Source organism: Lewinellaceae bacterium, assembly GCA_020636135.1.
Lineage (GTDB): Bacteria > Bacteroidota > Bacteroidia > Chitinophagales > Saprospiraceae > JAGQXC01.
The window spans coordinates 454,545-479,625 of sequence record JACJYK010000003.1; the positions used below are offsets into that span (position 1 = coordinate 454,545).

At 48.8% G+C, this 25,081-nt stretch carries 22 protein-coding genes; 12 read left to right on the plus strand and 10 right to left on the minus strand.

Going from position 1 to position 25,081, the window contains the following annotated elements:
- The first annotated feature begins 7 nt into the window (after positions 1-7).
- Genes H6570_21200 through crcB form a run of 3 tightly spaced genes read left to right on the plus strand, consistent with a single transcriptional unit; the run spans position 8 to position 1,942 of the window.
- Positions 8-499, plus strand: a complete 492-nt coding sequence (locus H6570_21200) for a hypothetical protein (protein MCB9321811.1) — start codon at positions 8-10, stop codon at positions 497-499.
- Positions 500-506: 7 nt separating this feature from the next.
- A complete protein-coding gene (locus H6570_21205) occupies positions 507-1,568 on the plus strand; it encodes an undecaprenyl/decaprenyl-phosphate alpha-N-acetylglucosaminyl 1-phosphate transferase (GenBank protein ID MCB9321812.1) in 1,062 nt (353 codons plus the stop codon).
- The gene (gene crcB, locus H6570_21210) at positions 1,565-1,942 is read left to right on the plus strand and encodes a fluoride efflux transporter CrcB (protein MCB9321813.1); all 378 of its coding nucleotides are present in this window, start codon (positions 1,565-1,567) and stop codon (positions 1,940-1,942) included. The genes H6570_21205 and crcB overlap by 4 nt, the downstream gene beginning before the upstream one ends.
- On the opposite strand, the gene H6570_21215 is transcribed toward crcB, so the two are convergent.
- Both H6570_21215 and H6570_21220 read right to left on the minus strand, forming a co-directional pair.
- Positions 1,943-2,632 carry a response regulator transcription factor gene (locus H6570_21215; protein MCB9321814.1) on the minus strand — a complete coding sequence of 230 codons (690 nt, stop codon included), beginning with the start codon at positions 2,630-2,632 and terminating at the stop codon, positions 1,943-1,945.
- A 9-nt stretch (positions 2,633-2,641) separates the two neighbouring features.
- On the minus strand, positions 2,642-3,901 hold the full coding sequence (locus H6570_21220; protein MCB9321815.1) for a HAMP domain-containing histidine kinase: 1,260 nt from the start codon (positions 3,899-3,901) through the stop codon (positions 2,642-2,644).
- 161 nt (positions 3,902-4,062) lie between these two features.
- Between H6570_21220 and H6570_21225 the strand changes: the two genes are divergently transcribed.
- The 5 genes from H6570_21225 (at position 4,063) to H6570_21245 (ending at position 11,534) form a co-directional block, all read left to right on the plus strand.
- On the plus strand, positions 4,063-5,244 hold the full coding sequence (locus tag H6570_21225) for a DUF4271 domain-containing protein (protein MCB9321816.1): 1,182 nt from the start codon (positions 4,063-4,065) through the stop codon (positions 5,242-5,244).
- Between the two features lie 18 nt (positions 5,245-5,262).
- On the plus strand, positions 5,263-6,039 hold the full coding sequence (locus tag H6570_21230; protein ID MCB9321817.1) for a uroporphyrinogen-III synthase: 777 nt from the start codon (positions 5,263-5,265) through the stop codon (positions 6,037-6,039).
- Between the two features lie 79 nt (positions 6,040-6,118).
- A complete protein-coding gene (locus H6570_21235; GenBank protein ID MCB9321818.1) occupies positions 6,119-6,754 on the plus strand; it encodes a CoA pyrophosphatase in 636 nt (211 codons plus the stop codon).
- A gap of 272 nt (positions 6,755-7,026) precedes the next feature.
- Positions 7,027-10,383 carry a methylmalonyl-CoA mutase family protein gene (locus H6570_21240; GenBank protein ID MCB9321819.1) on the plus strand — a complete coding sequence of 1,119 codons (3,357 nt, stop codon included), beginning with the start codon at positions 7,027-7,029 and terminating at the stop codon, positions 10,381-10,383.
- A 26-nt stretch (positions 10,384-10,409) separates the two neighbouring features.
- On the plus strand, positions 10,410-11,534 hold the full coding sequence (locus tag H6570_21245) for a sorbosone dehydrogenase family protein (protein ID MCB9321820.1): 1,125 nt from the start codon (positions 10,410-10,412) through the stop codon (positions 11,532-11,534).
- 41 nt (positions 11,535-11,575) lie between these two features.
- Here H6570_21245 and H6570_21250 read toward each other — a convergent pair whose 3' ends face one another.
- The 3 genes from H6570_21250 to H6570_21260 all read right to left on the minus strand — a co-directional run bounded on the left by H6570_21250 (position 11,576) and on the right by H6570_21260 (position 15,532).
- A complete protein-coding gene (locus tag H6570_21250; protein ID MCB9321821.1) occupies positions 11,576-12,814 on the minus strand; it encodes an HlyC/CorC family transporter in 1,239 nt (412 codons plus the stop codon).
- 61 nt (positions 12,815-12,875) lie between these two features.
- Complete coding sequence (gene lptC / locus H6570_21255; protein MCB9321822.1) at positions 12,876-13,445, minus strand: LPS export ABC transporter periplasmic protein LptC; 570 nt, start codon at positions 13,443-13,445, stop codon at positions 12,876-12,878.
- A complete protein-coding gene (locus H6570_21260) occupies positions 13,442-15,532 on the minus strand; it encodes a gliding motility-associated C-terminal domain-containing protein (protein ID MCB9321823.1) in 2,091 nt (696 codons plus the stop codon). Before H6570_21260 ends, lptC begins: the two co-directional genes overlap by 4 nt.
- A gap of 106 nt (positions 15,533-15,638) precedes the next feature.
- Here H6570_21260 and H6570_21265 point away from each other — a divergent pair, with 106 nt between their 5' ends.
- Positions 15,639-16,394 (plus strand): CDP-alcohol phosphatidyltransferase family protein, encoded by a 756-nt coding sequence (locus H6570_21265; GenBank protein ID MCB9321824.1) that lies wholly within the window; start codon positions 15,639-15,641, stop codon positions 16,392-16,394.
- 43 nt (positions 16,395-16,437) lie between these two features.
- On the plus strand, positions 16,438-17,118 hold the full coding sequence (gene rsmI / locus H6570_21270) for a 16S rRNA (cytidine(1402)-2'-O)-methyltransferase (GenBank protein MCB9321825.1): 681 nt from the start codon (positions 16,438-16,440) through the stop codon (positions 17,116-17,118).
- A gap of 2 nt (positions 17,119-17,120) precedes the next feature.
- On the opposite strand, the gene H6570_21275 is transcribed toward rsmI, so the two are convergent.
- From H6570_21275 to H6570_21290, 4 genes are read right to left on the minus strand one after another with little or no spacing between them, the layout of a single operon-like run.
- Positions 17,121-17,885 carry a 2,4-dihydroxyhept-2-ene-1,7-dioic acid aldolase gene (locus H6570_21275; protein MCB9321826.1) on the minus strand — a complete coding sequence of 255 codons (765 nt, stop codon included), beginning with the start codon at positions 17,883-17,885 and terminating at the stop codon, positions 17,121-17,123.
- An 11-nt stretch (positions 17,886-17,896) separates the two neighbouring features.
- Complete coding sequence (lpdA, locus tag H6570_21280) at positions 17,897-19,291, minus strand: dihydrolipoyl dehydrogenase (GenBank protein ID MCB9321827.1); 1,395 nt, start codon at positions 19,289-19,291, stop codon at positions 17,897-17,899.
- Positions 19,288-20,682: a hypothetical protein gene (locus tag H6570_21285; protein MCB9321828.1), complete on the minus strand. Its 1,395-nt coding sequence runs from the start codon at positions 20,680-20,682 to the stop codon at positions 19,288-19,290. The genes lpdA and H6570_21285 overlap by 4 nt, the downstream gene beginning before the upstream one ends.
- A gap of 60 nt (positions 20,683-20,742) precedes the next feature.
- Positions 20,743-21,870: a hypothetical protein gene (locus H6570_21290; GenBank protein ID MCB9321829.1), complete on the minus strand. Its 1,128-nt coding sequence runs from the start codon at positions 21,868-21,870 to the stop codon at positions 20,743-20,745.
- A gap of 509 nt (positions 21,871-22,379) precedes the next feature.
- On the opposite strand from H6570_21290, the gene H6570_21295 reads away from it, so the two are divergent.
- Positions 22,380-22,787, plus strand: coding sequence for a 6-carboxytetrahydropterin synthase (locus tag H6570_21295; protein MCB9321830.1), 408 nt, complete (start codon positions 22,380-22,382; stop codon positions 22,785-22,787).
- A 49-nt stretch (positions 22,788-22,836) separates the two neighbouring features.
- Here the strand turns inward: H6570_21295 and H6570_21300 are convergent, their stop codons facing one another.
- Complete coding sequence (locus H6570_21300; protein ID MCB9321831.1) at positions 22,837-23,517, minus strand: T9SS type A sorting domain-containing protein; 681 nt, start codon at positions 23,515-23,517, stop codon at positions 22,837-22,839.
- A gap of 213 nt (positions 23,518-23,730) precedes the next feature.
- On the opposite strand from H6570_21300, the gene H6570_21305 reads away from it, so the two are divergent.
- Positions 23,731-25,080 carry an NAD(P)/FAD-dependent oxidoreductase gene (locus H6570_21305; GenBank protein ID MCB9321832.1) on the plus strand — a complete coding sequence of 450 codons (1,350 nt, stop codon included), beginning with the start codon at positions 23,731-23,733 and terminating at the stop codon, positions 25,078-25,080.
- The last annotated feature ends 1 nt before the right edge of the window (position 25,081 follow it).

The following is a 25,081-nucleotide window of genomic DNA, read 5'->3' on the forward strand; positions in this document are numbered from 1 at the left end:
TATTTTCGTGCGTATGTTGAACAAAGACCACATGGTGAGGAAGTTTTTCTGGATCGTCATCCTGTTCATTATTACAAGTTGTCAATCCCACCAGGATTGTCCATCCGGGAGTGATGCTTTTTTGAATGATTATCATCAGCTGATGCAGGATGTCAGTAAACTGGACCGGTACATCAGTACCAGAGAATGGGAACCCTATGATAGACGATTTGAACAGCTGATCATCCAATGCTATCCTGAAATCCAGCCTGAACTTACCGACTCACTGGACCGGGCGGTTTGGCTGGATGCCATCACCTTTGCCATGAACCGGCACCGTTACGATGTACAGAAGATTATTCAGGACACCACGGATCAAACGCTGATCGTCATCAGGGATCATATGCGAAAATTGTGGGATAACCCTTACAGCGCCTTTGAGGAGATCTTTCGCAGACAGACGGGTCAGGAGTTTATGGATGCCCTTAAGGAAGTAAAAAAGGACAGCACCAGCCAATAACGAAGCGATGTACGACGTCTTACTCAGTTTCATCACCTCCTTTACATTGACTTTCGTGGCCATCCCTTCCATCATCAATGTAGCCAGGGTAAAACATCTGATGGATGAACCCGGTGAACGGCGTTCCCATTCGGACAGCATACCTACGCTAGGAGGGATCGGGATCTTTGCCGGGGTCATATTTTCGATTGTATTATGGACACCATTTGGCGTGTTTCAGGATCTTCAGTACATCTTATGTGCCTTTGTCATCATTTTCCTCATCGGAGTGAAAGATGATCTGGTACCCATGTCTCCCTGGCGCAAACTGGCCGGGCAGCTGTTTGCGGCCTTTATCCTGGTCTATAAAGCCAATGTGCGGCTGACCAGCTTTTATGGACTTTTTGGATTGACCCTGTTACCGGATTGGGTCAGTTATTCAATATCCATCTTTACCATTCTGGTCATCATCAATGCGTTTAACCTAATCGATGGTATCAACGGACTGACGGGCAGCATCAGTACATTGATCTCACTGGTCCTGGGCGTGTGGTTCTTTCTGGTTGACCGCATCGATCTGGCGATTGTTGCGTTTGCCCTGGCCGGATCAGTGTTGGCCTTTATGCGGTATAATGTCACCCCGGCAAAAATATTTATGGGCGATACCGGATCGCTTTTTGTCGGTCTGGTCTGTGCAATTCTTGCCATTAAATTTATCGAAGCACACCGGGAGTTACCCGACTCCATTTATGCGGTGAATTCCGCGCCTGCCGTGGCCATCGGAATCCTTATTCTTCCTTTGTTTGACACGCTGCGTGTATTTACCATCCGCATCCTGCGCGGCCATTCTCCGTTGTCTCCTGACCGCAGGCACATCCACCACATGATGATTGATGCAGGATTTAGCCATATGCAGGCTACCGGTATCCTGATCATCAGCAACATTCTATTTATCCTAATTGCGCTTAAGTTCCAGAACCTGGGCAATTTCATCCTGCTGATCATCATCCTCGGACTTGCCCTGGTTTTAACTGCTATCCTGCATTTTTATGTACGCAGGAAGAAAGCGCAACAACGCAAATTAATATGATCAAATACCTGATCCTCGTATTTATTGGTGGCGGTTTTGGCAGCCTGCTGCGTTACCTGCTTAGCCTGTGGATGCCCTGGAATGAAACTTCAATTCCCTGGGCAACGTTTCTGACAAATTTTTTGGCCTGTATGATCATTGGGGTCTTATGGATGCTGGGCACACGCAATATCCTGGATGCTCACATGCGGCTGTTGCTGATCACTGGATTTTGCGGAGGATTCAGCACCTTCTCCACCTTCGCCAATGAGATCTTTTTGCTGGGAGAAGAAAGCCGCTGGATGACGGCGAGCCTTTACGTGGTGGGCAGCCTGGTATTTGGCTGGTTGGGTGTAGGGATCGGTATCTGGACGGCGGGACAACTTACATCCTGATCACTCGGGGCATTTCAGTTTAAATCCCACACCATGAATATTTTCAATCTTCAATCGCTGATCGTATTTGCAATATTTTCGTAACCGTGATATAAAGACATCCAGGCTGCGCCCGAGGAAATAATCGTCCTCACCCCACAAAGCTTCCAGGATATCGCTCCGGCGCAGGACCTGATTCCGGTTTTTCCAGAGATACATCAGCAGGTCGGCTTCCCGCTGGGTCAGGGTTATTTCTTCCTTACCTACGTGCAGGATCAAATTCTGATATTCAAATTCCAGATCCCCGATGCGAACCACTTCAGCCACCGTATGCTGGCGGACTTTGCTCCGGCGCAGGAACACATCTATTTTCAATAGTAGTTCTTCCATGCTGTACGGCTTGGTAATAAAGTCGTCGGCCCCGATCTTCAATCCGTGGATGCGGTCTTCTTTCATGGATTTTGCGGATAGAAACAGGATGGGGGTATCCACATCTTTTCGCCGGATGTTGGTTGCAAGGTCAAAGCCATCAATCTCGGGCAGCATAACATCCAGGATATAGAGGTCAAAGTCTTTCGACTGTATGGCTTCCAGCGCATTGCGTCCGTTACCTACATGGGTGACCTGGTATCCCTGTTGCTCCAGGTGTTCCTGGGTTAACATGCTTAAGGTTTCATCATCTTCAACATACAGGATGTGTGCTCTTTTCATGGTTCGTAATTAGTGAAAGTAAATCGTAACAATGGTCCCGTTTCCCGGTTTGCTTTCCATCAGGATATGCCATTTGTGCGCATCACAGATCAGCTTGACATAATACAAACCAAGACCGAATCCCTTGACATTGTGGACATTGCCGGTCGAGACACGATAAAACTTGGTAAATAGCTTGGTCATTTGTTCTTCCGGAACGCCTATGCCCTGATCCTGGATACGCAGAACCAGGGTGTTTTTTTCCATGTGGGTACTAATGCGGATTGACAGGTTGTCCCCTGAATACTTGATGGCATTATCCAGTAAATTGGAGATGACATTTTGCAGGTGACTGCTGTCCGCCTGTATGACCGGATCGCTGGCATCCAGTGAACAGGTCAGAGAGCCTTTCTTCTGTTCGATTTGAGCTTCAAATAGCGGGAGTGTTTCCCGGAGCATATCGTGCAGATTGACGGTTTCCAGTTTTAGGGTAATGCTTTCTTTTTCCAGTTTGGCCAGATCCAGGATCTTATCGATGTGTTCCTGCAGGCGGTCATTTTGTTGGCCAATGATCTGTAGGTAACGATTCACTTTCGGTTCTGCCTGTACGTAGGGATTGGCTATCAGTGACTCGGTGGCGATCTTCATCGAAGACAGCGGTGTTTTAAATTCATGGGTCAGGTTGTTGATGAAATCGGATTGCAGCTGGGCTATTTTTTGCTGCCTTAACAGCAGGACTACCGATGAAATGAAAAACAGCAGGGCCAGGACTGTGATGCCGCTAAAGATGAGAGAGGGCATCATGTTGGTAAAGATCGTACCGACCAAGCCGGGAAACTTTACCCCGAAGTAATACGTGAACTCCTCGTATTTCGGAAGATTGCCAAGGTCAGCCTCGTAATCTTTTTTGGAAATACTGCAGAAGTCGCCGTACACCATCTCATCGCTGCTACAGTCGTAAATGGCATACTCGAAATCCATATTGATTTCCCTGGCTTGAAGTTCATCGATGAGGAAGCGCTCCAGCACGTTGGCATCAATGCTGTTGTTGATGTTGACCACGTAATAATTGGATGAGACGGATTTAATCAGGTCCCGGGTAGGCAAGGTCACCTGATCAAATTTTGCCAATTTTTCCGCGACGTTATAAAGGGCAATATATATAGACTGGCGGGTCTTCGAGCTTTCACTGGACCAGGAATAGGCGACCCAATACGACTGGAAGGCCAGCATGCCCATGACCAGAATGGCGCCCAGAATGAATACCCAAATGATGGCTTTTTGTCGCATAAAGGTTCACAAAGCATAAATTTAACACCAAATACCGCCTTCCTCTTTCCGCTTAACAACCATTTAACAATCAACAGCCGGGATAACCTTTAAGTTAATGTGCAGGCGGGGTCTTATTTGGACTATAAAGTATTTGTAATTTTGCAGGCCAAACAGCATTCGTGCGATTGACCATCAGTAAACTTACTTTAATCATCGTTATTCTGACAGTGGTTGCTGGACAGGCACAGAATCCATTTGACATTAAGCGCAAAGATACCACCCAGAAGAAGGAGACCGTCAAGCCGGTAAAATCGCCGTTGGAAACGGCTACCAAACCAGTAACGACCAAACCAGCGGATACCACCGGTAAGAAGCCGGTCAATCAAGATACGGTAACGCAGAAAAAAGACTCTAAAGCGAACATTCCTGCCGGCCAGAATCCGTTTGACCTGAATGCCCGTCCGTCGGACCCCAATGGAGCTGTGCGTCCTCCGAATCTGACCACAAAGCAAGAAACGCCAGGCATCCTGCAGGATACAGCCACCCCGAAGATCATCCAGTCACCGGCCGCGGATACCGCGATCAATCCATCCGGACAAAGCAAGTCCATTTTTGAGATCACCAAAAAAGATCAGAAAGACGAGGCTAAAGACAAAGCAGTGACCGGTAATCAGGAAAACAAGAAAGAAACCAATAAACAGGTTGAAACGTACTTTGAACGGATTACTGGCAGCCTTTCTTTCTGGGTGTTGTTTATATGCCTGCTGGGGGTGACAGCCGTAGTAAATCTCAACCGGTCCTTCATGGCTGAGTTGACACAATCACTGATCAGCGAGAACTTTTTCAGACTGACCTATCGCGAGTTTAGTAAAGGGATATCCCAGTATTTGCACATTGCACTCTACCTGGTCTTCTTCCTGCAGGGAGCGTTGTTTATCAACTTCATCCTGCGGTATTGGAGCAATTTTGAGCTTTCATACTGGTGGATACTGATCATCTTCGGAGCCCTGTATTTTACCAAACACTTTGTTCTTTGGCTCCTGGCTTCGTTGTTTCCGGTCGAAAAGGAAACGGCACAATACAGTTTTTCGACGATGCAGTTCAATATCTTTTTAGGATTGATCCTGTTTGCGATCAACTGGTTGTTGGCATTCGGGCCGGCAAATTTGCATAACGGATTGATTCTTACCGGGATCGGAGCATTTGTTGTTTTGTATCTGTTGCGCCAATTCCGGGGACTCCTGATTGGTGTTAGATTGGCATCACTATATAAGTTTCAATTTTTTCTTTACCTTTGCGCGATCGAAATCGGACCTATATTATTGATTTATAGGCAGATCTCGCTGCAATTATTTTCCTAATCAGAAGTAATTGGTCCTATGTCGGGAAATGTTAAGACTGAAAAATTGAAGGAAGTTAAAACCATTTTAATTTCTCAACCGCAGCCCAGCAATAAGTCTCCATATCATGAACTGGAGACGCGATATGGGATCACGATTGATTTCAGACCTTTTATCCATGTCGAGCCGGTCTCTGAGAAAGAGTTCCGCAAGCAGCGCATCCGGCTGGATGAATACGAATGTGTCATCTTCACCAGTAAGAATGCCATTGAGAATTTCTTCAGACTTTCTGAAGAGACCCGGGTGAAAGTCTCTGCGGAAACCAAATATTTCTGCCTTTCAGAGGCCATAGCCAACTACCTTCAGAAGTTCATCATCTATCGCAAACGCAAAGTTTTCGTAGGACGGAAGACCATTGAAGACCTTACCTCTTCCATTCTAAAGCACAAATCCGGCAACCGGTTTTTGTTGCCTTGTTCCAATTTGGGTGCCCTGCCGGTGGTAGAGTTTTTGAAAAAAAGTCAGATCAACTTTGTCGAGTCCATGATGTACCGTACGGTAAGCAGTGACCTGTCAGACCTGGCGGACATCAAGTATGACATTCTGGTCTTCTTTTCCCCATTGGGTATTCAATCCCTATATGAGAACTTCCCGGATTTTTCACAGGATGAGACCCGGATCGCCGTCTTTGGGAACAGCACTTCCAGGGCTGTGGAGGAGCGTGGACTGACCATCAACATTCAAGCTCCGGTTCCGGATGCTCCGTCTATGCCCATGGCACTTGAGAACTACATCAAACTTTCCAATAAGGTTTAAGGATCACCATCCACTTTTTATCCATCCCATGCATCGCACGTATTTTGGTTAAATTGAGCAAGGGTCAATAGGCAACAGAATGGCATCAACGCCTGACATATCCGTAATCCGGGCAATTGAAAATCATTTGCAGACAACCTCACTGCCTGGAGAAGCGGCGCACCAAAAGATGTCAATAAGACATCGTATCCCGTCATTTCAGCATGCACACCCACCTAAGGAAGCTTCGGTACTTCTGTTATTGTATCCCGGTGGTGAAGATTGGGAAGTTATCTATACCAAGCGTACAGATACGGCAGGTGACCGCCATAAAGGGCAAATCAGTTTTCCCGGCGGGCGCCGGGAAGCAGGTGATGCAGATGCCCTGGCCACCGCATTACGTGAGACCGAAGAGGAGATCGGTGTGGCAGCAAACGCCATCACACCCCTAGGTGCGCTTACTTCATTGTACATTCCCGTAAGTAACTTCCAGGTACAGCCATTCGTAGGCTTTTTAAGGGAAACACCGCAATTTCAGTTGGATCCCATAGAAATCGAACGCATCATCTCCATACCATTGTATTACCTGCAGACAGAAGGGGTCGTCAAACGAACGGCAATTACGGTCAGGGGACAATACTCGTTGCCGGATGTACCTTATTTTGACTTACATGGTGAAGTGATGTGGGGAGCGACTGCAATGATAACGGCTGAGTTTCTGGAAGTAATTGGCTAAAAACAAAAAAAGCATTGACCCTATCCTGACTACCTCTGATTCTGCGCCCCGGGTCAATGCTTGATCAACCGTATACCCCTATCTCAACTATGAAAAAACAAGTGCATAAATTCAATAACCAATTCTTAGGACAAGAACGAGTACAGTCTTTACCGGATTTTGAATTGCCGGTGCATTAAGAAAAGATTAACCCACGCCGTGCAGGCAGTTGTAGCACCCAATGCACCGGTCCGGACAGAAAAATCAGTTATTTTTGCAAGAAGCAATCCGGCATGCAGTCCTACCATCCGAAAAATAAAATCCGAATCGTTACCGCAGCTTCTCTCTTTGACGGCCATGATGCTGCCATCAATATCATGCGCAGGATCATGCAAGCTTCAGGGGCTGAGATCATTCACCTGGGACACAACCGTTCGGTACGTGAAATAGTACGTGCAGCGATTCAGGAGGATGCCCAGGCGATCGCCATTACCTCCTATCAGGGCGGACACATGGAATATTTCAAGTACATGTACGATCTGCTTCAGGAAGCCCACGCCGGACATATCCGGATATTTGGTGGTGGCGGTGGTACCATATTACCTGAGGAGATCGAGGCTTTGCAGGCTTATGGCATTGCTCACATCTACAGTCCCGATGAAGGGCGGCATCTGGGGCTCCAGGGCATGATCAATGATCTGCTGAAAGCATGTGACTTTGCGACCGGTGCTATCGAAAAAGATGCATTTTCACAACTGGATACAAAGCATCCTCAAATCGTGGCCCGGGTGATATCTGCCATAGAAAACGGTATACCCGGACACCAAGCCGATCTGGATGCTTTGTCGGGGAAGGCTGCTGGCCTGAAAAACACCCCCGTCATTGGGTTTACAGGAACCGGTGGCGCCGGCAAATCCAGCCTGGTCGATGAATTGATCAGGCGATTTCTGCACCAGTTCCCCAGGAAAACCATCGGTGTCATTTCGGTGGACCCGACCAAGCGCAAAACCGGCGGTGCACTGCTGGGTGACCGGATCCGGATGAATGCCATCGATACGGACCGGGTTTATCTGCGCTCTCTGGCTACCCGTCAGGCCAATCAGGCTTTATCGCAATTCGTTCAGCCGGCCATTGATGTTTTGAAAGTTGCAGGATTTGATCTGATCATTCTGGAATCTTCCGGCATAGGCCAGTCCGGATCGGAAATCACCGATCATGTCAACCTTGCCGTCTATGTCATGACGCCGGAATACGGGGCTGCCTCCCAGCTGGAAAAGATCGACATGCTGGACTTTGCGGATGTGGTGGTTATCAACAAATTCGACAAACGGGGTGCTCAGGATGCGCTCCGCGATGTACGCAAACAATACGTGCGCAACCATCAATTATGGGACCAGGACCCAGTGAATTTGCCTGTGTTTGGAACCATGGCTTCCCAGTTCAATGATCCGGGGGTTAATGTACTCTATCATCACCTGCTGGATCAGTTGGGAGAACGTGGATTTTTAACCACAGGAAATAACCCGTCTCAACCGGAAGCCGAACAAACGAAACGTTACATCATTCCTCCGGCCCGGACCCGTTACCTGGCGGAGATCGCTGAAAATAACCGCCAATACGATGGTTTGGTGAAAGAACAGGCCGACCTGGCAAGGGAAGCATTTGCCCTGTCCCTTACCCTGAAACGACAAGATTCGGACCCGGTTCGGAAAAATTTACAGGAACAATTCGAGGCTATCTGGGCAAAACTGGATGCTACCAGTAAAGAAATTATTGAGAACTGGAAGCAACAACGGCAAGCTTATCAGGATGACACGTTCACTTACCTGGTGCGAGGCAAGGCCATCACGGTACCGACGCGAACGGAAACGTTGTCCCATCAGTTGATCCCCAAAATAGCATTTCCCAGGTGGGAAGACTGGGGTGAACAGGTACACTGGTCCCGGCAGGAAAATGTACCAGGTTCATTTCCCTACACAGCCGGGGTATTTCCCTTCAAACGAAAAGGAGAGGACCCTACCCGAATGTTTGCCGGCGAAGGAAGCCCGGAACGGACCAACCGCAGATTCCACTACCTTAGTTATAACATGCCGGCAATCCGTTTGTCCACAGCTTTTGATTCAGTGACCCTCTATGGCGAGGATCCGGATCATCGCCCCGACATCTATGGAAAGGTGGGTAATTCCGGAGTGAGTATTTGTTCGCTGGATGATATCAAACGGCTGTATTCCGGGTTTGACCTTTGTGACCCGAAGACCTCGGTGTCCATGACCATCAATGGCCCGGCAGCCACCATGACCGCTTTGTTCATGAATGCTGCCATTGACCAGCAATGTGAAAAATATATCATTGCAAATGGCCTGGAAGCGCAGGTAGAACAATTCAAAAAGCAGCAATACGACGAAAGAGGTCTCTCCAGGCCGGAATACCGGACAGAACTGCCACCGCATCATGACCAACTCGGTCTGCTTCTCCTGGGATTGACCGGAGATCAGGTCCTGTCACAGGAAATTTACCAGGAATGCAAGGACCGGGCGCTGGCATCTGTGCGGGGTACCGTGCAGGCCGACATTCTGAAGGAGGACCAGGCGCAAAATACCTGCATTTTCTCCACGGAGTTTTCCCTGCAGTTGATGGGTGACATGCAGGCTTATTTCATTGATCAACAGGTGCGTAATTTTTACTCCGTCTCGATCTCGGGCTATCACATCGCTGAGGCGGGGGCCAATCCCATTACCCAGTTGGCCTTTACCTTATCCAATGGATTCACTTATGTGGAATATTACCTTTCGCGGGGTATGCACATCGACGATTTTGCACCAAACTTTTCTTTCTTCTTCAGCAATGGGCTGGATCCGGAATATGCCGTCATCGGACGGGTGGCCCGGCGCATCTGGGCGAAAGCCATCAAGCATAAATACGGAGGCAATGAGCGTTCGCAAATGTTGAAATACCACATCCAGACCTCAGGTCGGTCCCTGCATGCCCAGGAGATTGCCTTCAATGATATCCGGACCACACTGCAGGCGCTCTATGCCATCTACGATAACTGCAATTCATTGCACACCAACGCTTACGATGAAGCGATCACGACACCCACGGAAGAGTCGGTCCGGCGTGCAGTGGCTATTCAACTGATCATCAACCATGAGCTGGGGATGACCCGTAATGAAAATCCATTGCAGGGCGCCTTTATCATTGAAGAGCTGACGGATCTGGTTGAAGAAGCCGTGCTTCTTGAATTCGAGCGGATATCGGACCGTGGCGGTGTACTGGGTGCCATGGAGACGATGTATCAAAGATCAAGGATTCAGGAGGAGAGTTTGTACTATGAGACCCTTAAACATTCCGGCGCATATCCGATCATCGGGGTGAATACATTCCTCTCCAAGGAAGGATCACCGACCATCGTTCCCCGCGAAGTGATCCGTGCGACCGGGGAAGAGAAGCAATATCAGATCTCATCCCTGCACGAGATGCAAAGTCTTCTGAGGCCAAAGGCTCAGGAATCTTTAAAGCAATTAAGACAGAAAGCATTGGAGGGTGAAAACCTCTTTGAAACCCTGATGGAAACCGTGAAATATTGTTCTCTGGGCCAGATCACCCATGCCTTATATGAAGTTGGTGGTCAGTACCGGAGAAATATGTGATCTTGTAATTTTAAATAAATTCAAAAATGAACAGATATAAATGGTCTTTACTACTTGTGCTGGGTGCTGCCGTGACATGGTTTGCGTTTACCCGGTTCAGAGAAGTTAAACCGGACATCCAGCTGGATAAGATCAAACTACCCGCCGGATTTAAGATTGAATTATTTGCCGAGAACGTTACCAATGCCCGTTCCATGTGCCTGTCCCCGTCAGGAACCTTGTTTGTAGGCACTCGGGATGAAGGGAGTGTATATGCTTTGGTGGATCAGAACGGCGATCATAAGGCGGACAAGATGTACACCATTGCCAAAGGATTGCAAATGCCCAATGGAGTTGCTTTTAAGGACGGCAGCCTGTACGTAGCGGAGGTAAGTAAGATCTGGCGGTTCGATCGCATCGAACAGAATTTATCCAATCCGCCCAAGCCGGTGCTGATCACGGATAAATACCCAGATAAAACCCATCACGGATGGAAGTATATCGCCTTTGGTCCGGATGGCAAACTTTACGTGCCGGTCGGTGCTCCATGCAACGTTTGCGAATCGGAAGACCCGGTCTTTAACACCATCACACGCATCAATCCGGACGGCAGCAACCGGGAGATCGTAGCACGGGGCGTACGCAATTCCGTCGGATTCACCTGGCATCCGCAAACCAAAGAGCTGTGGTTTACCGATAATGGCCGGGACTGGATGGGAGATGATTCGCCGTCCTGTGAGTTAAACCACCTGACCAGGGTAGGCGAGCATTTTGGATTTCCGTATTGCCATGAGGGCGATATTCTTGATCCTAAATTTGGTGAAGGCCACCAATGCAGTGAGTTTACTCCTCCGGCCATGAAGCTGGGACCGCATGTAGCCCCGCTGGGGTTAAAATTTTATACCGGAAATCAATTTCCGGCCAGTTACAAAAATCAGATTTTTATTGCCGAACACGGAAGTTGGAACCGGGCCAACAAAATCGGATACCGTATCGCGTTGGTCCACATGCAGGGTAACCAATGTACCAGTGTAGAAAACTTTGCGGAAGGCTGGCTGCAGGGAGAGAACGCCTGGGGCCGCCCGGTGGATATCGAATGGTTGCCGGACGGTTCCATGCTGGTAAGTGACGATCAGGCGAATGCCATCTATCTCATTTCTTATCAACGTTAATTTGCGGAATCCTTATAGTAATCTATTCTTTTGGTGCAGGATCAGTCTTCTTCCTGTCTGATGACACGGACCAGTTCGATTTTCTTTTCATCGACTTTGGCCATAATAAATTTATAGCCCTCCAGTTCGATTTCCTCATCCTGGTGTGGTATGTGGCCGGTCGTCATGATCAGATAACCGGAGAGGGTGGAATAGTCGCCTTCCGGGAAATGAATGGCATCGTATTTTTCATTCAGGTAGTCGATCTCCAGTCTCCCTGAAAACAACCATTCGTGGTCGGATACTTGTTCTTCGGTGTGTTCTTCCTCGTCATGCTCATCGTCGATTTCACCAAAGATCTCTTCCAGGATGTCCTCCAGGGTGATGATACCTGCGGTACCACCGAATTCGTCCACTACCCAGGCGATGGTCTGGCTTTCTTTGATGAGCCTGAGCATAAGCGCCTGGATATTCATCGTTTCCGGCACCACCGGTATTTCCAGGACCAGACGGCGTAGAGACCTGGGATTTTTCAGCAATTGCTGATGGTGTATGTATCCGAGAATGTTATCGATATCCTCATCGTAGACAATGATCCGGGAATGTTTGCTGGTGTCAAACAGATCGATCAGCTCCTGAATGTCGGCGCTCACGTCAATGCTCTGGATTTCCGTGCGGGGCACCATGATTTCTTTGATGCGTGTTTGTTTCAGATGGAGCGCATTTTTGAAGATGTCCGTCTCGATGGGTTCATCATTGGAACCAGCGGAGTCTGCTATGAAATGCTCAAGGTCAAAGCGGGTTAATGCGGCCTGCGTTTTCTCAACCGGAGCATTGGTGAACACCCGGATGATCCATTCCGACAGTTTATTGACCAGGGCGGAAAATGGAAAGAACAAGACCTGAAATATCTTTAGGATGTAGGTGAAGAAATACAACAGGTCATTCGCAAAAATGCGAAAAATGGTTTTAGGGAGGAATTCCCCGAACACCAATACGATCGCGGTACTTAGTAGGGTTATCACCAGGTAACTGGCCACGCCGCCAATGCTTTGGAGTGGTGGTAACAGCAGCTGCTCCATCAGGGAGGTATAGACAACCAGGGCCAGGTTGTTCCCGATCAGCATGCCGCTGATGAAATATTCCGGTTTGCGATAAAATCCTCCGAGTACCCGTCCTTTGCGGAGTCCTTTCTCCTTCTTAAGTTCAATACCGATCTTATTGGCAGAGACAAAGGCAATTTCGGAACCAGAAAAAATGGCTGAAAGCAGCAAAAAGAGAATGATGTAAAACAGGATCATAGCTGAATAATGCAACTACAAAAATAAAGGTCCTGAGGATATTGACCGTCTTTTTTAAATATTAAGGGAGGGTGTCGGTCTTATGCTCCTCAAATAAGAAGCGATTGTAGACCGAATGGGATTTGAAATAGGTAAATGATTCGTTGGCGGTGAAGCCCATTAATCCATTCGCGAGATCCCCATTGGCGCGGCGCAGCCGGTAGGGTTTGTCCGTGCTAATCAACCGGTCATTTTCGTTCCACATCAATTCTGAGGTTTCCAGTTTATCTCCCTGGACACTCTGATAGACCACATTATCTTTGACGATAACCTGCCGGTCCTGTTCTTTGCGTTGCGCATAATTGGCGCGCAGGGTGGATGTTAGGACGCCCTCTTCGTCGTAAAATTCGACGTAAATGCCTTTAGGGAAGGTCTGGATATGGTAGCGACGATTGGTTTCCTGGTACATCACCGGAGCCTCTATCATCACTTTTAGCCGGGCTGAATCGCTATACAGGATCTGCACCGAATCACCGACTTCAATTCCTTGCCGTAACAATGCCATCAGGGATTCATCCTCCACCGGGGCTTCCTTTCGGCACGAACTGGCAGCAAGCAGCAAGAGCAATCCTATGAATATACAATACTTCATCGCACGATGGTGATATCTCCGGAATAGGGCAAACTTACATTATCAACAAACCGCACCACGGCCATAAAAACATAAACACCCGGAGGCAGGGTCTCTCCATTACGGGTTCCATCCCAACCCACGTTTTGGTCATTGAGAGGCAGGTTGTGACCTTCATACAACAACCCTCCCCACCTGTCGAAAACGCGTAGTACTTCGATTCCGGTAGCTGCCTGATTCGAACCGATGTAGAATACATCGTTGATGTTATCTCCGTTGGGAGAGATGGCATTGGGGAAAAAGATAGGCCGGTTATTGTTAACGCGAATTTCAATGGTATCCTTGGCGATACAACCGGTCGCATCCATGATCTGGACGACATAGGTGGTTGTTCCCGGCGGCAGGACATCGATGGTCAGACACCGGGGATCCAGACAAATGATGGAGTCGCCCTTGGTGGATTGCCAGCTGGTGACAATATTGACCGGAGGAGAATAGGTGCCATTAATCTGTGTGCGGTAGCCTAGATCGATTTCCTGGTCAGGGCCCAGATCGACATCGAGTGGTTGGGGTTCGGTGATGGTGACAATCTGCTCACCTTCACACCCTTTCGCATCGACAACATGCAATAAATAGCTGCCGGCATCCAGATTGCCAAAATAATTGTTGAAGGAGTATTCCCCGTCTTCCAGGGAAAACTTATACCATATCTGGCCGTTCATCCCTTCTACCTGGATGGAGCCATTGGGTACTCCGGCGCACACCAGATTGCTGACAGTGGCTTCCAGGGTAGGAGGAGGCAGGTCAATGCAACAGGGCTCAGCATAGATGGACGTGGTATCCGTGACAATACATCCCCGGTCGGTCTCAACCTGCAGACTGATAACTTTTTGTCCAAAGGAATTATACATAACGGGATGTGGTCCGGGACCGGTTGCTGTGATCGGCTCCGCGCCTTCACCAAATCCCCAGGAATAACGGTCGATGGTTCCGAAGTTAAAAACCGAATTATCCGAGATGGTAAATACCTGATCACACCGGAGGCCTGAGTCCGGTACGATGGTCAGCGCAATATCAGGGCCCTGAAATTCAGAAGTACCCCCGAATTCGATGCTGAACCCATTACCGGTCGAAGTGTAGTTGTTGATGGCAAGGGCATAAGATTTACCAGCTTCAATAGTGACCGTGGAGATCCAGTTGTCCTGTCCCCGATTGCAACCGGGTGGCTCGGAAGTGTCTTTGGATTCATCTCGCAAACCGGTAGGCCCATGGCAGGCGGATGGATAAAGGGCCACATCTTCTCCTGCAGCCTCGCAGCGAATGGGATTTTTTGACTGGCAGTCATCAATTCCGTTTGTTAATTCATACAGGACAAAATCAATGTCATCGTCAACCTTGGTCGGTGTTATCGCAAACGTCAGGCTACCGGTGGTCTTGCAGACCCATTTAAACCAGGAAGAATTTGACTCGAAATTTATTCCCTGCAAACCACCCTCAAAACAGGGGGCGTCATTCAATTCATTTGGGTCGTTTCCAGCACCGGATACACTCTCCACGGAAAACGATGATTTATCACACAAAATGGCAGCAGAACTGCAATCCGATCCTGGAAATTTTGGTGCAAAGTAGTTATTGACGCATAGCTGGAAGGTGCCGGTTTGACCATTGCGGCCATCTACCCGGATGTAATAGGGCTGGCCTATAAATAGTCCTCCCTGGTAGATCTCTATGATATTATTCCGGGTATCGGTACCACACTCGATGTTGTTGACATTGGTCGAGATGCACGAATTGTAATATAATCCTACTTGTGGGTTTCTGAGGGTTCCGCCTGGATTGGTGGCAGTGGCGCCAACTACGGTGATGATGACATCGGTAGCCTTGGGGATAAAACGGAACCAGATGTCGTGACTCACAGCATCAAAACAAACCGGTTGGGTATAGTCGGTCGGTGTAGCTCCGGTGTTGGAAAACTGACCTACCGCGGAGCAATAGTTGGTGACATTTTTAATTTCAATAGCCTGCAAACATTCATCGCCGGGCACGATTTGCCCCCATCCAACCGTCATGGTTGCACAAACCAGGACCAGCGTAGCGATTTGTCTCATTCGTTTCCTATGATTTACCACCTTATAAAACGGTTAGAAGTGCCGGATTTGTTGGGGGAACTATCCGTATTTTGATTAAAGTATCGTTAAAAACTGCCTGACAAAGATGAAAAATTCAAGCATCTTTGTCGTGACCATTCTTTCAATGAAACGTTTTTTGGCTGATATCGTTACCTTATTCAATCTTTTTTTAGGTTGTACGGCCCTCATATTTGCCGGTTATCAGCAATTCATCCCGGCGTTTTGGTTACTTTTTGCGGCTGGCTGGGCAGATTTTCTGGATGGAATGGTCGCCCGGGCGGTCGGGTCCAATTCTTCCCTGGGTGTTCAACTGGATTCACTGGCCGACATGGTCTCCTTCGGCGTGGTTCCGGGCATGATCATGGTGCAGCTGCTGGGTATCGGCATGGATTTGTCACCAGGTTATAACTGGACGCTACTGGGTTTCATCATCACGGTATTTTCATGTATACGACTGGCTATTTTTAATGTGAAAGACTCCGGCTCCCAGGATTTCAGCGGATTACCGACACCTTCCAGTACCGGTTTGGTGGCGGGTTGGGGCCTGGCTTACGCCCACCATCCCGGGTTTGCCTGGATGGTCCATCCGGTGACCCTGATCGTGATAACCATCTTGGTGTCGTTTTTGATGGTATCAAGACTCCCGATGGTCGGGATGAAATTCAAAAATTGGAATTGGAAGGACAATGCCGTCCGGTACCTGCTGATCACTACCGGGATATTACTTCTGATATTTCTGCGGGAGTGGGCCTTTTCTGTCCTGATCGCATCGTACATTTTGCTCTCTGCGATCCTGTATCTGGTACAGCCCCGGTCCACAATGAATGCGCATAACCAATGAATACCCCTCTTCTTCATTTCCCGAGTATTATGATTCATGGCCTATGCTGTACATAGTTCCGACGCCAATCGGTAATTTGGGTGATATGACAAGCCGGAGCATTGAGGTACTCCGACAGGTGGAACTGATCCTCGCTGAAGATACCAGGACATCCAAGGTTCTGCTGGATCATTTCGGCATTCAAACTACCATTCGCGCTTTTCACCAGCATAACGAACATCAGGTCTTATCCGGTCTTCTCGACCTGTTGCATTCAGGTAGTGACCTCGCCCTGATCAGCGATGCCGGAACTCCGGGTATCAGTGACCCGGGCTTTTTGCTGGTAAGGGCTTGTCGGGAAGCCGGTGTTGAGGTAACCGTTTTGCCGGGTGCTACGGCCTTCGTTCCAGCCCTGGTAGCCTCCGGATTGCCGTGTGACCGCTTTCATTTTGAAGGATTCCTGCCGCATAAGAAGGGAAGGCAGTCCCGGCTACAGTGGCTAGCCGTTTATCCTTATACCATCATTCTGTATGAATCACCTCACCGGTTGATCAAATGCCTGGAACAGATCAAAACCTTTCTGTCCGATCGCAAGATCTGTGTAGCCAGGGAAATCTCAAAAATGCATGAGGACATCCGAACCGGTACCGTCGATGAATTATTAGCTCACTACCGGGAACAATCCAAGGTGCGGGGTGAAGTAGTGCTGATTGTAGGTCCGGCAGGTTTTGCCGAAGATCTGTAGTGCTATCCGCGTAATGCCCTGTCCAGTTGCTTGGCGCTATCCATCAGCAAGTGAGAATCCGACCCTGTCGAGAAGATATGGAATCCCAGTGCATGCAAATCCGGTATGCGTGAGGTGTCCGAGGTATGGATTCCAAGTAATAATTCCTTTTTCTGTGCTGCCGCGGCAATGCGCTCCAGAGCCGACCACAGTACCGGATCGGAAAGATCCGCCAATTTAGGTCTGCCCAGGCAAATACTGAGATCATATGGTCCGACATAAAGCCCTTTTAATCCGGGTACGGCAGCGATTGCTTCCACCTGGTTCAGTCCACTTGCTGTCTCAATCTGAGCAAAGATTAAAAGGTCACCGGACACCTGATGACGGTAATCCGGATGAGTTACAAAAGCAGCCCGGGTAGGGCCATGTGAACGATTTCCCTGAGGGGGATAATAACATGCGGACAAAGCTTCTTTCAATTGCTCCGGACCATCGATCATCGGTAGAATCAATCCAAGGGCTCCGGCGTCCAGCCATTTCATTAAATTCGGAACAGCATTGTCATGGACCCGGATGACGGGTAATGCTTTCGTATTTCCAATGGCCTGAAGCATATGCAGCCCGGTCTCATAATCCATCAGACCATGTTGCACATCGATCGTACAAAAGTCAAAACCGCTTCGCGCCATGATTTCAGCCGTCCAGGCGCTCGGAATGGTCAACCAGGCGTTTGAATAGACCTTATTCCGCTTTACCGATCGCAATCTTGACAGGAGTTCTTCAGCCATTTTATTGTTTATCAGATGTGAATGGAACGGCCGTCTACATTCAGGGCAGCCTCTTTCATGGCCTCCGAGTAGGTGGGATGCGGGTGACTCATCCGGGCAATGTCCTCGGCCGATCCGCGGTATTCCATGACGGCGGTGGCTTCCTGGATCAGGTCGGCTGCCCGGGCACCAATGATGTGTACTCCCAGGACTTCATCGGTATGGGCATCGGCGATAATTTTCACAAATCCTTCGGTATCCATGCTCGCACGGGCTCTTCCCAAAGCTTTATACGGAAACTTGCCGGTCTTGAAGTCAAGGCCTTTGTCTTTGCACTCCTGCTCGGTATATCCCACACCGGCAACTTCCGGCCAGGTGTAAACCACACCGGGTATCAGATGATAATGGATCACCGGTTTTTGGCCGGCAATGGTCTCAACGGCAAAGACTCCTTCTTCCTCAGCTTTGTGTGCCAGCATCGCTCCACGGACCACGTCCCCAATGGCATAAATGTGTGATTTGGCGGTTTGCAATTGCTCATTCACCGGTATACGCCCTTTATCATCGGTAGCAAGTCCGGCATTTTCCAGGCCCAAACCATCGGTATAGGGTCTGCGACCAATTGCTACCAGGCAATAGTCCGCCTGGAGTGAAAACGAATCTTCTGTATCACGTTTCCGGACATCTACGGTAACGCCTTTGGACGAAGATTTCACGCCGGTGACCATATGGCCGAGATGAAATTTGATACCAATTTTCTTAAGAACACGCTGGAGTTCTTTTCCGAGATCCTGGTCCATGGTGGCAATGATCCGGTCCAGGTATTCGACCACTTCCACCTCGGTCCCCAGCCTTGCAAATACAGAACCCAGTTCAAGCCCAATAACCCCTCCGCCGATGATGATCATCCGTTTTGGCAGTTTTTCGATCTGCAGCGCTTCAGTGGATGTGATGACCCTTTTTTTGTCGTAGTTAAAGGCTGGAGGTACTGCAGGTTTGGACCCGGTGGCAATGATGATGTGCTGACCTGTGATGGTTACATTTTCCTTTTCTCCCTGAACCAGTATCGAATGTTCATCCTTGAATGAAGCGACTCCATGCAGCACATCGATCTTGTTTTTCTTCATCAGAAAATCAATCCCGCTGACGTTTTGTTTGACAACTTCCGCTTTGCGGGCAATCATCTGTGCCAAATTCAACGTAACAGTGGCCTCGATGCCGTGTTCGGCGAAATGCTGCAGAGCGTTGTAATAATGTTCGGAAGAATCGAGCAGCGCTTTAGAAGGGATGCATCCGACATTGAGGCAGGTCCCTCCCAGCGTAGGGTATTTTTCAATGATAGCGGTTTTCATGCCCAGTTGTGCAGCACGGATCGCTGCCACATATCCGCCGGGCCCCGAGCCAATCACGATCAAATCGTAGTTCATACATCCTTGCTTTTCGGTGGATTATTCCGGTTCCGGTTCTGGTTGCGGTTGCGTCCGCCCCGACTCCGGTTTGACCGGGATCGTTGATCATTGTTGGTGTTTTCCGGGCCGGCATTGAATTTAGGTGGATTGGATCGCTCCGCACCTCCCGTATTTTCCTTGTTGGAAGAGTTGTTTCTGGAGGGGCGGTTCCGGTCGCGTTTTTGATTGGGTCCGGATGGGCGGTTGGATTGGCCTGACCGGTTGTCCGAGCCACCTGTGCCTTCTCCACGTTGCCGGGGCTTTCTTTTTTTCTTCTTTTTCTTGATGCTGGGTAATTCGATCTGGCCGGTTACATCGGCAAAATCCATTTCTTCCTCCACCTCATCTTCTATGATCCGCATCGAAGAAAGATCTTCTGCCATGGTGCCTTTTTCCTGCATTTCAAGAATTTGCCACACGGTCTGCACATCCAGTGGTACCACCCTGCTCCGGCCTATCTCTTCTTCCACGGCATAGTACATGATGCCTTTGAAGATGTCCAATTTGATGAGGGTGCCTTTACCTTTTTTGGTGCGGATTTCGTCTGCAGTCGTCGGGAAATCTTCCAGGGCTTCCAGATAGGTATCCAATTCGTAGTTCAGGCAACATTTGAGTCGCCCGCATTGACCGGACAGTTTGGCCTGATTGATGGCCAGGTTCTGATACCGGGCAGCGACGGTGGAGACGGATTTAAAATCTGAAAGCCAGGTCGAGCAGCATAGTTCACGTCCGCAGGGACCCATACCTCCGATCCGGGCTGACTCCTGCCGGGCACCGATCTGTCGCATTTCTATCTTGATGCGGAATTCTTTGGCATAATTGCGGACCAGCTCCCGGAAATCAACCCTTCCGTCAGCCGTGTAGTAAAAAGTAGCTTTTTTCAGGTCCGACTGATACTGGACGTCACCCACTTTCATGTCCAGACCAAGGGTGCGTGCGATGACCCTGGCGCGAACCAGGGTAGGTTTCTCCAGATTGCGGGCTTCATCCATGCGGTCAAGGTCTTTCGGTGAAGCCCGGCGCTGGATCTTATGCACCACCTTATTCTGGGATACGCGCTTCTTTTTCATCTGGATCTGAACCAGTGCACCGGTAAGGGATATTTCACCGACGTCCCAGCCATTGCCGGTATCCACGACGACGTATTCGCCTTTACACAATCCTGCTTCGGGCCCGGTCCAGAAGAATTCTTTCTTGGCTCCCTGTTTGAAAGATACTTCAACCAGATCGCTGGAGTCCGGATCTTCGATATCATACATGGCCAGCCAGTCGAACGTATTCAGGCGGTTACAACCACCGGTACTACACGACCCGTTACTGCGACAGCCGTTGGGTTTTCCATTTTCAGAAGAGCAATTCGAACATCCCATAGTCTTGAAGTCCGTTTTTTTATCGTGAATCCCTTAAGGGATATTGAGTTTTATTCATTTTCAGGCGGCTTTGCTGGATCGTTGTGAGCTGATCCAGTCTCTCCATCTGACATATCTTGCCAGGAGCAGCAGACGGATCTGTCCGTTGCGCTCCACTTGTCCTTCCAGTTCCGTGATGTCATCCATCATCCGGATGACCGTGTCCTCAGTCAATCCCTGCAGGCCAAACTGAATTAATTTCTGCCCGGCGTCTGACAGGGTCGAGGTCATATCAATGCCTTTTCTGAGTAGTAATAGTATACGCAGGAATCCCAGTCCAAATTGCACCCATTGTTTGACCTTTTCCCTCCCCAACTGTTCAATGGTGCTGTTTAATTCCACGATTTGAGCTGTTTTGCCCTGCAAGCAATATTGAAACCAGGGCAGCCAAAGAAGTGGCGCCTGTTGGCGTTCTTCTTCTGAAGCCATTTGAATGGCGCGGTGCATGTCTCCTTCGGCATAATTGGCGATCTGCAGCGCGTCACCGGATTCCAGCTGGTAATTTTCGACCAGATAATCCCGGATCTCGGTCTCAGGATAAGGTTTTAGTTTCAGCAGCTGACAGCGGGATACGATGGTTGGCAGCAGTTCCTGCAGCTCGTCTGCGATGAGGATCATGTATGTATCTGGCGTGGGTTCTTCGATCATTTTCAGCAGGCGGTTGCCTTCCTTGCCCAGATATTCGGCTCCCCAGATTATCCAGATCTTTTTTGCGGCTTCAAAGCTTTTCATTTGCAGGGTGCGCAACATGTGCTGACATTCATCCTTGTTGATGCCGCCTTGTTTGTTGTCGGCTTCCTGCAATGCGAACCAGTCGGCCATGGTCATGAATGGATTTTTTTGAAATCCTTCCCGCCAAACCTGGATGACATCCGCCGATTTGGTTTGTGCTCCGATGGTAGGAAATGAAATATGCACGTCCGGGTGTGCCCAGTGTGCATTTTTACGGCAGGAGGGACAGCTGCCACAGGCGCCTTCTGGTCCCGGGTGTTCACACATTAATTCGGTAGCAAATGCCATGGCCAGGGGTAACGCACCCGAACCTTCCGGACCCCAGAACAACTGCGCATGAGGCACTCGTTGCATCCGGATGGTCTGCTGCAGGTAATTTTTTATTTCGGATCTGCCAGGTATCTGCTGGAAAAACATACGATGCGTTAACGATGACTATTCGATCGTCTCCAGATATTTTCCGGCAATGCAGAGGAATTTACGACTAAGACCAGCTAGGAACAGCTGTTCTTGATGCTCATTTGGGTTTTATTAAGGCCTTTTTTTGCCGCAGCAACTAAAGACTATATAATGATGGCGATGTCGTTATCGATCCTTCGCTCAATCCAACTACCTAAGGGCAGGGGATTGGTAAAATGCCGGGAACTACCCCAGACGAAATGGCTTGTAATTACTACACGTACCATTCAAAAGATAAAAGTACCTATTTTTTCAACGAAATACCAACAAACGCTTTGACCATACCCTTTGCAATGGTTTTCAACCGGAGGCCTTGCGGGAAAATCGAATCAGGCAATCAGCTGGATTCTTCATCTGGTAAAGGGTTTATTTAAACCAGCAGGACTCATTTTCAACATGGCCTCTTTGGGGGAAGGGATAAACTCTGAAGCGATATTTTCGTTAACATTGCTACGAAACCTATCACCATGCGCATTGCGGTATTTCGAAGAGCTCATTTCAACGCGGCACATCGCCTGCACCGCCCGGAATGGAGTCTGGAGGAGAACCTGAAGTTTTTCGGCGTTTGTGCGAATGCCAACTATCATGGCCATAATTACGAACTGGAAGTCAAAGTGACGGGAGAAGTGGATCCCCTGACCGGGTTCCTGATAGATCTGAAAGTGTTGAAAGAGTTGATCCATACGCATGTGGAGCAGCGATTTGATCACAAAAATCTGAACCTGGATACAGAAGAGTTCAGGTCATTGAATCCTACCGCTGAAAACATCTGCTTTGTGATCTGGCAAATCCTGCGCGATGTCCTGGATAAGAAATACGACCTGACGGTCCGGCTCTATGAGACTCCGCGCAATTATGTCGAATATCCTGCCTGATCTGACCAAGGGTCCGGGACAAGTAACAGCAATAAAAATCAGGGAAAAATTATCTTTTGTTCAGGCGCAGGGTTTTGATGACCCGGTTGTTGACATCCATGAGACGAACAAGGTATAGTCCGTCCGGCAGGTCATCCACATAATAACGCTTATTACGGTAGGCATAAAATGTTTTCACCCGGTCTCCTACGATGTTGTACATATCGATTTTTGCCAATACATCGCGGGTCTCAACTTTAAAATATTCGGTTGCCGGGTTGGGATAGATTTTGACATCGTCAGGACGCACCTGTTCCTGTACGGCAGAAGTCTGATTAAAAAGATACATGCCAACGACTTTGTTGTCGCTGTCGTCAACATCGGTGATGGTCAATTCAATTTTGGATTTGCCGGGCACTCCATTTGGATAGATGTGAATGTCCATATTACTGGTCTCACCAGCACCCAATTCCAGGAGCATGGTGTCGATACTGGGTATATAGCATGCATTTTTATCGCAAACGGCAGTCTGCCAGCCCATGGATAATTCCATGATGCGACGCACCCACCGTACATTGATGGTATGATCGGAATTATTTGTCAGGGAAGCTTTGGCCGGAACATCATTGTCTGTTGCCAGAACCGATGCAGCAGCAGGGTTTGGTGTCAGTTCCAGGGACACTTGACTCAACCCCAGGGTACAGCTGACAAATAAAAAAATAAAGGTGTTTACTCGGTGTAGTGTTTTCATCATAGGCAATCTACCACAATATATTAAACTAATTTGCTATATGATAGTTCACAGACTAAAATTAACAGTTATCTGACGAAGTTTCAAGATTCCATGCTGCATTAAATGAACATTAACAAGCTTCAGAATCGGATGTCGGAGGGGTGACAACAATACCAGGTATGCTTCCGGTCATGCTAAACTTTGCCTACATTTAGGCCTAAAGCACATTACATGCACATTGTAATCCTGGGAAACGGAATCAGTGGAATCACCGCAGCCAGGCATATCCGAAAGCTGAGTGACCACCGGATCACAGTTATTTCTTCAGAATCACAATACTTCTTCTCACGTACCGCACTCATGTACATCTACATGGGTCACATGCGTATGGAGGATACGCAGCCCTATGCGGAAGACTTTTGGGAGAAGAACCGGATCAATTTGGTATTTGACCACGTCATTTCAATAGATTTCCTACAGAAATCGCTCCAATTTTCGTCAAAAAACAAAATTTCTTACGACAAATTGCTTCTTGCGGTAGGCTCAGCGTCCAATCGATTCGACTGGCCCGGTCAAAATCTGCAGGGTGTCCATGGATTATACACCTTGCAAGACCTGAAAGCTATGGATGATGCCAGTAAGAACCTGAAACATGCGGTCATCGTCGGTGGAGGCCTGATCGGTATTGAAATGGCAGAGATGTTCAGTAGCCGTCAGATCCCGGTGACTTTTCTGGTGCGCGAAAAAAGCTTTTGGGATATTGTCCTTCCCCCGGAAGAGTCCAGAATGATCAACCAGCACCTCATCGAGCATCACATCGACCTGCGCCTCGAGACCGGGTTGGAGTCTATTGAAGACGACGGTCATGGTGTGGTCGCTGCGGTGCATACGGACCGCCATGAGCGGATACCCTGTACATTTGTTGGGCTGACTGCCGGCGTACACCCCAATGTCCACTGGCTGAAAGATACCGGCCTGGAGATCAACCGGGGTATCTTGGTCGATGCATTCCTCCAAACCAATATTCCGGATGTCTATGCTGCCGGAGACTGTGCTGAAGTGCGCCATCCTGATGAAGGAAGACGATCGATCGAGCCGGTCTGGTATACCGGTCGCATGATGGGCGAAGTTGCTGCTTACAATTTGTGTGACCACCCGGTCGAATACCATCCGGGCCACTGGTTCAACTCTGCCAAGTTTTTAGATATTGAATATCAGGTGTACGGACAGGTTCCCCCCATCATACCACCAGAGCAGGACAGCATTTGCTGGATCCATGCTTCCGGGAAAAAAAGCATTCGCCTGGTGTGGCGCAAATCCGACGATGTCCTGCTGGGTATTAATCTGATGGGTACCCGCTATCGCCAGGAAATTTGCATGCGGTGGCTTCATGAAAATACCTCCATCCGGGATGTATTGGAACAATTGGAGCTAGCCAACTTCGATCCCGAACTATTCTCTTCAAATGAAGAAGAGGTCAGGTCCCTGTATAAGGCCAGGACCGGTAAGGAAATCAGCCGTAAATCCAGGGGTGGTGCTGACCGGGTGTGGCAATTCCTCAAACAACCCAAGTTATCATGAT

Excerpts from the sequence above, each read along its gene's own strand:
- H6570_21205 (MCB9321812.1), top strand. The coding sequence starts at position 507 with ATGTACGACGTCTTACTCAGTTTCATCACCTCCTTTACATTGACTTTC.
- crcB (MCB9321813.1), top strand. The coding sequence starts at position 1,565 with ATGATCAAATACCTGATCCTCGTATTTATTGGTGGCGGTTTTGGCAGC.
- H6570_21215 (MCB9321814.1), bottom strand. The coding sequence starts at position 2,632 with ATGAAAAGAGCACACATCCTGTATGTTGAAGATGATGAAACCTTAAGC.
- H6570_21220 (MCB9321815.1), bottom strand. The coding sequence starts at position 3,901 with ATGCGACAAAAAGCCATCATTTGGGTATTCATTCTGGGCGCCATTCTG.
- H6570_21230 (MCB9321817.1), top strand. The coding sequence starts at position 5,263 with ATGTCGGGAAATGTTAAGACTGAAAAATTGAAGGAAGTTAAAACCATT.
- H6570_21235 (MCB9321818.1), top strand. The coding sequence starts at position 6,119 with ATGGCATCAACGCCTGACATATCCGTAATCCGGGCAATTGAAAATCAT.
- H6570_21240 (MCB9321819.1), top strand. The coding sequence starts at position 7,027 with ATGCAGTCCTACCATCCGAAAAATAAAATCCGAATCGTTACCGCAGCT.
- H6570_21245 (MCB9321820.1), top strand. The coding sequence starts at position 10,410 with ATGAACAGATATAAATGGTCTTTACTACTTGTGCTGGGTGCTGCCGTG.
- H6570_21250 (MCB9321821.1), bottom strand. The coding sequence starts at position 12,814 with ATGATCCTGTTTTACATCATTCTCTTTTTGCTGCTTTCAGCCATTTTT.
- lptC (MCB9321822.1), bottom strand. The coding sequence starts at position 13,445 with ATGAAGTATTGTATATTCATAGGATTGCTCTTGCTGCTTGCTGCCAGT.
- H6570_21260 (MCB9321823.1), bottom strand. The coding sequence starts at position 15,532 with ATGAGACAAATCGCTACGCTGGTCCTGGTTTGTGCAACCATGACGGTT.
- H6570_21265 (MCB9321824.1), top strand. The coding sequence starts at position 15,639 with ATGAAAAATTCAAGCATCTTTGTCGTGACCATTCTTTCAATGAAACGT.
- rsmI (MCB9321825.1), top strand. The coding sequence starts at position 16,438 with ATGCTGTACATAGTTCCGACGCCAATCGGTAATTTGGGTGATATGACA.
- H6570_21275 (MCB9321826.1), bottom strand. The coding sequence starts at position 17,885 with ATGGCTGAAGAACTCCTGTCAAGATTGCGATCGGTAAAGCGGAATAAG.
- lpdA (MCB9321827.1), bottom strand. The coding sequence starts at position 19,291 with ATGAACTACGATTTGATCGTGATTGGCTCGGGGCCCGGCGGATATGTG.
- H6570_21285 (MCB9321828.1), bottom strand. The coding sequence starts at position 20,682 with ATGGGATGTTCGAATTGCTCTTCTGAAAATGGAAAACCCAACGGCTGT.
- H6570_21290 (MCB9321829.1), bottom strand. The coding sequence starts at position 21,870 with ATGTTTTTCCAGCAGATACCTGGCAGATCCGAAATAAAAAATTACCTG.
- H6570_21295 (MCB9321830.1), top strand. The coding sequence starts at position 22,380 with ATGCGCATTGCGGTATTTCGAAGAGCTCATTTCAACGCGGCACATCGC.
- H6570_21300 (MCB9321831.1), bottom strand. The coding sequence starts at position 23,517 with ATGAAAACACTACACCGAGTAAACACCTTTATTTTTTTATTTGTCAGC.
- H6570_21305 (MCB9321832.1), top strand. The coding sequence starts at position 23,731 with ATGCACATTGTAATCCTGGGAAACGGAATCAGTGGAATCACCGCAGCC.